The sequence below is a fragment of the Thiomonas sp. TH-17 genome (assembly GCF_057473305.1).
The window spans coordinates 1-4,380 of sequence record NZ_JBYCKI010000300.1 but is presented as its reverse complement, the minus strand read 5'-3'; the positions used below and the strand labels follow the sequence as shown (position 1 = coordinate 4,380).

The 4,380-nt window shown below is 66.1% G+C and carries 6 protein-coding genes; 4 read left to right on the top strand and 2 right to left on the bottom strand.

Annotated elements, in window-relative coordinates; genetic code table 11:
• A partial coding sequence (locus tag AC2VLV_RS16595) for an MFS transporter (RefSeq protein ID WP_486991016.1) occupies positions 1 to 866 on the top strand: 866 nt, incomplete at its 5' end.
• Here the strand turns inward: AC2VLV_RS16595 and AC2VLV_RS16590 are convergent.
• On the bottom strand, positions 847 to 1,038 hold the full coding sequence (locus tag AC2VLV_RS16590) for a DUF2905 domain-containing protein (RefSeq protein WP_013107248.1): 192 nt from the start codon (positions 1,036 to 1,038) through the stop codon (positions 847 to 849). The genes AC2VLV_RS16595 and AC2VLV_RS16590 overlap by 20 nt on opposite strands.
• Before the next feature lie 8 nt (positions 1,039 to 1,046).
• Positions 1,047 to 2,279 (bottom strand): class I SAM-dependent methyltransferase, encoded by a 1,233-nt coding sequence (locus tag AC2VLV_RS16585; RefSeq protein WP_486991015.1) that lies wholly within the window; start codon positions 2,277 to 2,279, stop codon positions 1,047 to 1,049.
• Between the two features lie 18 nt (positions 2,280 to 2,297).
• Here AC2VLV_RS16585 and AC2VLV_RS16580 point away from each other — a divergent pair, with 18 nt between their 5' ends.
• The 3 genes from AC2VLV_RS16580 to ttcA form a co-directional block, all read left to right on the top strand.
• On the top strand, positions 2,298 to 3,101 hold the full coding sequence (locus AC2VLV_RS16580) for an SDR family oxidoreductase (protein WP_486991014.1): 804 nt from the start codon (positions 2,298 to 2,300) through the stop codon (positions 3,099 to 3,101).
• A 16-nt stretch (positions 3,102 to 3,117) separates the two neighbouring features.
• Positions 3,118 to 3,519, top strand: a complete 402-nt coding sequence (locus tag AC2VLV_RS16575) for a dihydroneopterin aldolase (RefSeq protein WP_013107245.1) — start codon at positions 3,118 to 3,120, stop codon at positions 3,517 to 3,519.
• On the top strand, positions 3,516 to 4,380 hold an 865-nt coding region (gene ttcA / locus AC2VLV_RS16570), incomplete at its 3' end, for a tRNA 2-thiocytidine(32) synthetase TtcA (protein WP_486991013.1). The genes AC2VLV_RS16575 and ttcA, both read left to right, overlap by 4 nt.

Below are 4,380 nucleotides of genomic sequence, written 5' to 3'. Positions count from 1 at the left end.
GGGCCATCGAGGGCTTGTGCATTCCCGGCGTGTTCACCGCGACGGTGGCTTATATCAGCGAGGAATGGCCGCCCTCCGAGGTTCCGGCGGTGACCGCGCTCTACATTTCGGGCTCGGTGGCCGGCGGTTTCAGCGGACGCTTCATCGCGGGCATGGTCACCGCGCACGCTGGCTGGCAGGCGGCTTTTCTGGTGCTGGGGGCGATCAATCTGCTGTTCCTGCTGCTGATTGCGCGCGGCATGCCCGCATCGCGCCGGTTTGCGGCGAGCCGCGGCGGGGTGCGCGCGGCGCTGTCCGGCTTTGCCTTGCATCTGCGCAACCCCAAATTGCTCGGCACCTACGCCATCGGCTTCGGCATTTTGTTCTCGCAGGTCTGCACTTTCACCTATGTGAGTTTTCATCTGGCTGCGCCGCCTTATGGCTTTGATCTCAAGGATCTGAGTCTGCTGTTCACCGTCTATCTGGTGGGCATGGTGGCCACGCCGCTGGCGGGCAAACTGGCGTGGACCTTTGGCAAGCGCAGGGTGTTCGCCGTCGCGGTGGTGCTGGGCAGCGGGGGCATGTTGCTGACCCTGCTCCCCCCGGTCTGGGCCATCGTGCTGGGGCTGACGCTGAGTTCAGGCGGCGTGTTCATCGCGCAGTCGATGGCCACGGCGCAGGTGCCCGCGCTGGCGGGTCAGGCGCGGTCAGCCGCCGTTGGGCTGTACGTGCTGTGCTACTACGTCGGCGGCAGCGTGGGCGCTTTCGGCCCGGCCTGGGTGTGGGCGCACGCGGGCTGGGCTGGGTGCGTGGCGCTGGTGCTGGTTGCTCAACTGGCCATCGGCGTGGCGGCGTGGCGGATTTGGGCTACACCAGCCGCGCGATGACGTAGGCGAGGAAAGACAGCAGGATGCTGGAGCCGAAGGGGAAAAGCCATTCCCGGCCGAACAGTTTGACGGTGAAGTCCAGCGGCATGCGGCCGATGCCGAAGCGGCGCAGATGGGGCAGCAGCGCCGAAAACACGATGGACGCGAGAATGAAAACGATCAGCCAGCGCATGGTCGGCTCTACAGCGTATGAGTGCGGTCGCCGCGCGCGAAGCCGCGCAGGGCGTGCGCGTCCACTCCACGGCCCAGGGCGATGACCTTGAACAGTTCGCCCATTTCGCTCTCGTTCAGCAGTTTGTTGACGGCGGCAGTCTGCCGCAGGTAGTGCGAGCCGCCGGGCGCGGCCGTGGTCGCACATAGGGCGGCGGCGCTGCTCGGGGCCACAGGCGGCGGCCCGGCGGCCAGCTCGGCGGCGACGAGATCGAGCAGGCCGCAGTTCATCAAAAAATTGGCCTGGCTGGTGTAGCCCAGCACATCGAGCCCGGCGTCTTGTGCGGCGAGGGCGATGGCGGTGAAGTCGACGTGCGCGGTGATGTCGGCCAGCCCCGGCCACAGCAGCACATCGTCGAGCACGCGGTGGCGGTAGTGCGCCTGCAGCGTGCCCATGTGGCGCTGCGGGTGGTAGTACTCGCGTTGCGGAAAGCCGTAGTCGATGAACAGCGCCGCGCCGCGCGAAAGCCGGTCGGCCAGGGTGCGCACGAAGGCCAGGGCCTGCGGGTGGATTTCGGTCACGGTGCCGATGGGCAGCGCATGCGCTTCGGGGGCGGGGGGCAGCAGGGCCGTGGCGCGGTCGGCAAAGACCAGATCGTCGCCCTCTTGCGCCACGCCGTGTTCCATCCAGCCGCCTACCTGTTTATGCAGCAGTTTCACGGGCATGGCATCGAGCACTTCGTTGCCGATGACCACGGCCTCGAAAGCCTCGGGCAAGGTCGTCCACCACTGCACGCGATCAAACAGATGGGGCACGGCGCTGCGCAGCGTTTGCATCTGGCGGTGCTTGAGCGCGCCGGAGACTTCGACAATGGCGTATTGCCGCGGCGCGCAGCCCAGATGATCGAGTTCGCCCAGCACCTGTGCGGCCAGCTTGCCCGAGCCCGCGCCGAATTCCACCACGGTGTGCAGGTCGCCCTGCTGCAGCACTTGTGCCACCTGAGCGGCCAGGGTGCGGCCGAACAGCGGGGACAGCTCGGGCGCGGTGACAAAGTCGCTGTCGCTGCCGAAATCGCCAAACTGCCCGGCCTGCCCGGTGTAGTAGCCCAGGCCGGGTGCGTAGAGTGCTTGCTGCATATAGGCATCGAACGGCAACCAGCCGCCGCCCGCATGCAGAGCAGCCCTGATTTGCGCCAGGAGTTGCGCGCTGCGCTCCAGCGCCATCGGGGCGGGCGCCGGTAGACTTGTCGGTTGTTCGTTCATCAAGACATTCTAGAAAGCATGCCGCCCGACGCCCCAACCCTTCCCCTTACCCGACCCAAGGTGCTGGTGACCGGCGGCGCGCACCGGCTGGGGCGGGAAATCGCCTTGCATCTCGCCGCACAAGGCTGGGATGTGGCGGTGCACTATCACCGCTCAAAACTGGCGGCCGACGCGGTTTGCACCGAGGCGCGGGCGCTGGGCGCGCAAGCCGCTGCCGTCGGCGCCGACCTGTTCGACCCCGCCGCCGCGCGAGATCTGCTGCCGCAGGCTGTCGCAGCGTTGGGCCGGGTGGACGCGGTGGTGAACAATGCGGCGCTGTTCGAGTTCGACGACGCGCAGCACTTCAGTGTGGAGGCGGCGCAGCGTCACTACCAAGTCAACACCATCGCCCCGGTGCTGCTGGCGCAGTCGCTGCATGCGCATGTGAGCGCGCGCGGGATGCAGGGCTGCGTGGTCAATCTGCTCGATCAGAAGCTCGCCAATCCCGATCCGGACTATCTCTCCTACACCCTGTCGAAAGCGGCGCTGCAGGCGGCCACCGTGGCGCTGGCGCAGGCGCTGGCGCCCGTGCTGCGGGTGGTGGGCGTGGCGCCCGGCCTGATGCTGCCTTCCGGCCCGATGACCGATGACGAATTCACCCGCGTGCACAGTCGCACCCCGCTTGCGCGCGGCAGCACGCCGCAAGACGTGGCGCAGGCTGTGCATTTCGCGCTGCAGGCCCGCGCCATGACCGGCGCCACCCTGCTGGTCGATGGTGGCCAGCATCTCGCGGGCACCGGGCGCGACGTGCTGTTTGCCGCGCGCAATCAGGCGGCTCGTTAATTCAAGGAATCTCACCATGTTCAGTGCCCTGTCGCACCCCGCCCTGCGCGCTTGCCGCCGCCTGTTTCTGCAGAACTACGAAGTCAACATCAATATCGGTGTGCACGAGTTTGAGAAGCGGGGCGAGCAGCGTGTGCTCATCAATGTCGATCTATTCATTCCACTAGCCATGTCCACCCCGCAGCAGGACAAGCTCGACGAAGTGGTCGACTACGACTTCATGCGCAGCGTCATCGCCGCGCGCATTGCCCGCGGTCACATTCATCTGCAGGAGACCCTGTGCGACGACGTGGCGCGCATCATGCTCGAACATCCGCGGGTGAAGGCCGTGCGGGTGTCGACCGAAAAGCCTGACGTCTATCCCGATTGCGAGAGTGTGGGCGTCGAAGTGTTCCATGTGAAGGATTTGCAGCCATGAGCGATACGGCAGTCGATTCGCCGCCCGCCGGCGCGGCCAGCTACCGGGCCGCCCACAAGGCCGGGTTCGAGAACAACAAGCTTTCCAAGCGGCTGCACCGCCTCATCGGGCAGGCCGTGGTCGATTTCAACATGATCGAGCAGGGCGACCGGGTGATGGTCTGCATGTCCGGCGGCAAGGACAGTTACGCCATGCTCGACATCCTGCTGAGCCTGCGCGAACGCGCGCCGATCGACTTCGATCTGGTCGCCGTCAACCTCGACCAGAAGCAGCCTGGTTTTCCCGAGCATGTGCTGCCCGACTATCTCAAGAGCCGCGGCGTGCCCTTTCACATCGAGGAGCAGGACACTTACTCCATCGTCAAGTCCATCATTCCCGAGGGCAAGACCACCTGCGGGCTGTGCTCGCGGCTGCGGCGCGGCATTCTGTACCGTGTGGCGGGCGAGCTGGGCGCGACCAAGATCGCGCTCGGCCATCATCGCGACGACATTCTCGAAACCTTTTTCCTCAATCTGTTCTTCGGCGGCAAGCTCAAGGGCATGCCGCCCAAGCTGGTGAGTGATGACGGCAAACATGTGGTGATCCGCCCGCTGGCCTATGTGGAAGAGGCCGACCTGGAGCGATGGGCCGAGCTGCGCGCCTTTCCGCTCATCCCCTGCACTCTGTGCGGCAGTCAGGAGAATGCGCAGCGCAAACAGGTGAAGGCGATGTTGCGGCAGTGGGAGCGTGAATCTCCGGGCCGTGCGCAGACCATGTTCAACGCACTCACGCAGGTGGTGCCTTCGCATCTGGCCGACCGCAGTCTGTTCGATTTCGCCAGTCTGCGGGCCACGGGCGTGCCCGATCCGATGGGCGACATCG

Bases quoted from the DNA above. Each gene is read 5' to 3' on its own strand.
- AC2VLV_RS16590 (WP_013107248.1), bottom strand. From the start codon at position 1,038: ATGCGCTGGCTGATCGTTTTCATTCTCGCGTCCATCGTGTTTTCGGCG.
- AC2VLV_RS16585 (WP_486991015.1), bottom strand. From the start codon at position 2,279: ATGAACGAACAACCGACAAGTCTACCGGCGCCCGCCCCGATGGCGCTG.
- AC2VLV_RS16580 (WP_486991014.1), top strand. From the start codon at position 2,298: ATGCCGCCCGACGCCCCAACCCTTCCCCTTACCCGACCCAAGGTGCTG.
- AC2VLV_RS16575 (WP_013107245.1), top strand. From the start codon at position 3,118: ATGTTCAGTGCCCTGTCGCACCCCGCCCTGCGCGCTTGCCGCCGCCTG.